The sequence below is a fragment of the Shewanella sp. GutDb-MelDb genome (assembly GCF_002836075.1).
In the GTDB taxonomy this organism is placed as follows: domain Bacteria; phylum Pseudomonadota; class Gammaproteobacteria; order Enterobacterales; family Shewanellaceae; genus Shewanella.
On sequence record NZ_PJBM01000044.1, the window covers coordinates 1 to 2,954 of the forward strand.

General features: G+C 39.3%; 2 protein-coding genes. Both read left to right on the plus strand.

The genetic code is table 11. The features are described from left to right. Nucleotides 1-499: 499 nt before the first annotated feature. Nucleotides 500-1,780, plus strand: a complete 1,281-nt coding sequence (locus CXF82_RS01015; protein ID WP_102043524.1) for a magnesium transporter — start codon at nt 500-502, stop codon at nt 1,778-1,780. A 115-nt stretch (nt 1,781-1,895) separates the two neighbouring features. Further along, a complete protein-coding gene (locus CXF82_RS01020) occupies nt 1,896-2,753 on the plus strand; it encodes a hypothetical protein (protein WP_102043525.1) in 858 nt (285 codons plus the stop codon). Nucleotides 2,754-2,954: the final 201 nt, after the last annotated feature.

A 2,954-nucleotide genomic window follows, 5' to 3' on the forward strand; every position in this document is an offset into this window, starting at 1 on the left:
TGATTTTTAATAAAAAATAGTGTTTTATTAAAAACCTATTCTCATTTTAACTTCAGCTTAAAAAGCTCCCCAATATTGATTATTCTGCCTTGCATTCACGACTCTTTGTGACAGATATTCTTGCCGTACTGCATGAAAATCAGTCTGTAAGATTGTTAGTTAGTTGTTTTTAATAGCTTGTTTTTGGTCAGTTAACCTTTGTAAGTTAAGGCTTTGCTTTAATCTTCTTCTATTTTATAGCGATAGTTTAGGAACGTATTATGGAAAATGACATCCCTCCGAGTAGAGAAAACAGTGACGGTGGAAAAGTATGGTAATAGTTAATATGTAAATTATTTTATCCTACTGCCTATTTACATCCCGCCTCACTGTTTATTTCATACTGTTTATCCATTAGTCTTAACTTAGTTAGTGCTGTTTGTCTTTCAATGATAAACATTAATAATTATTATCTTGGGCTAAATAAAGTTTAAATCCTATTATATTGGGAGGACTAAACATGTCCAACATTACAGTAAGTGCTTCAGATGGTATCAATAAAGGTTTTAATTTAGATTTTGTATTTTTTAATGGCTTTAATTCTGAAATTGATAATGAATGCAATAAAAGCAAGCTTATTGGTTTTATTAAAAAGCAACATAGTACCGTTATCCAACGCTGGCTTGAAACGCTGTCTTTATTACAATACTTTCATATTTATAATCAATTACCAGAGGCTGAACAAAAGACTGTTATTCACCTTATGCCTAGCGGGTTTATGAGTGACATGGAAAAAATAGCGTCACAAGCTCATCCAGTTATTGCCGTGGCGACAATCAGGCCACAGCGTTGCGTTAATGATGATATGCGGGTCAGTGAAGCGATTGATATAATTCAGCAATCAACAGAGATCTTTGATGAGCAAGTGCTTTTTATCGTAGATGATCAGGGCTGTTATCGATCGACCCTGGAGTTACATCAATTAGTCAAATATCAGCCATCAGCAATATTGGCTGATATTGCTCGTTGGGTGGCTCCATGTCATGTCAGCACTGATAGAGAGTTGGCTGTGGCACAGTTGCAACATAGCGAGAATGATTATTTACCCTTAGTGGACTTTTGGGGTAAGCCTGCAGGGGTACTGCGTGCCAAAGAAGCGATGTCTGTTTTACAACAAGAGCAGACTCAAGATGTTGAAATGTTGATGGGCATTCAGGGAACTCACGACGACACACCTTACATGCAGACAACGGTCTTGGAACATGTTCATAAGCGAATTTTCTGGATTGTCGGTTTAGCTGCTGTTGGGATTTTATCAGGTATGGTTATTCAAAGTTATGATGATGCCATCATGGCATTGACTATTTTAGCACTATACATGCCTATGGTCGCCGATACGGGGGGAAATGCAGGAAGCCAAGCTGCAACAGTGATAGTCCGCTCTATGGCACTGGGTGAGCTAAAGCTGAAAAGTTGGTGTGATGTATTGTGGAAGGAGCTACGTATTTCACTTTTTATCGGTTTAGGGTTGGCGCTAGTCTCTTTTGGCAAAGTATTGTTTCTGTCACATAATGCTGAGGTCCCGGGTAATATCACCTTAACCATGCTAGGTAGTGCCATTGCATTAGCACTCTTCTTTCAGGTCGTTACTGCTACGGTGATCGGTGCTGCGTTGCCATTTATGGCAAAGTTATGTCGGCAAGATCCTGCGGTAGTTGCCAGCCCCGCTATTACAACCATAGTCGATGTCACCGGTCTGTTGATCTATTTTTATATTACTTCATTGATTTTACTTAATTAATCATATGAATTGTGACTACAAATTTATTTCACAATTCAATTTGTAGTCAATTACTGCGAAACAGTTTTTCCCTTCATTTTTCACATTAGATCCTGATTAGATAGGAGGACTACTTATGTCCTATAAACAAGTAAAAAATCGTATTTCTCGTCAATTTTATCGTTTAACATTTTTTGTTATTCAGGCATTTATACTCCTTGCCTCTACAATGACTGTCGCGACGGCAATGACGAATAACACCATGGAACAGCATCTTGCTGAGCAACCTGAGTCTGCCTTTCATGTCGACTTGGGTATTGATTCACACTATATAGACCAAGGACGCAATCTGCTCGATGAGGGAGGTATTTTCTGGGGGAATGCACACTGGGATCTGAGTTATCTACTCCTGGACGCTGGTATTGGAAGGGCGACACATCAAGACTACACTGAATTAAATATAGGTATGGAATTAGAACTGTTATCAACTGCAATTTTTGACGTTACCGCAGGTATCCAATTTATTGAAATTTTTGGCGCTGATCGCGAAAGTGATGTTGAACTATTCACGACATTTTCCTATTCAGGAATAGATTGGTTTACGCCCATCATTGAACACACATACTCACTTGAGGCTAATGGGCATTATGTTGAAATTAGTCTGCAAGGCATGAGTTTTGTATTGGCTCACGGCGTGTCAGTAACACCCTATGTGACCCAAGCTTTCGATTATGAGTTTGTCGTTGACGGTTATAACGGAGTTAACCATTTTCAAATGGGTATAAAAGTGGATTACCCGATTCATCAACGTGTCTATTTATCTGGACACCTGAGTCATATCACACCACAAAAGGGCATTAAGTCTGAACGTAATGCACAAATCTATTCAGCATCCAGCACTGACTCGACAAGCAAATCGGTGGCTGAAGTGAACGAGACAAAGGGAGGCAGTAAACAAATGTTTGCTGGGATCTATCTGAATTGGTTCTTCTAATGCATATGAGGTTAACAAACTGACTCATGGCGTGGTTGTGATATTCACGTTATCAAGTTTTATTTGCCGCAGTATGGCGGCAAATAAGCGAGTTTTGGCGAGAGTAATATGGCGCTTAAAAAGCGCCGCAGACGATGATCACCGCAACGGAGATAAAGAGAAGACCGGTAACCAAATTGATGACAGGACTCGCTTGCTTAA

Coding starts and splice junctions, on each gene's coding strand:
- CXF82_RS01015 (WP_102043524.1), top strand. CDS start 500: ATGTCCAACATTACAGTAAGTGCTTCAGATGGTATCAATAAAGGTTTT.
- CXF82_RS01020 (WP_102043525.1), top strand. CDS start 1,896: ATGTCCTATAAACAAGTAAAAAATCGTATTTCTCGTCAATTTTATCGT.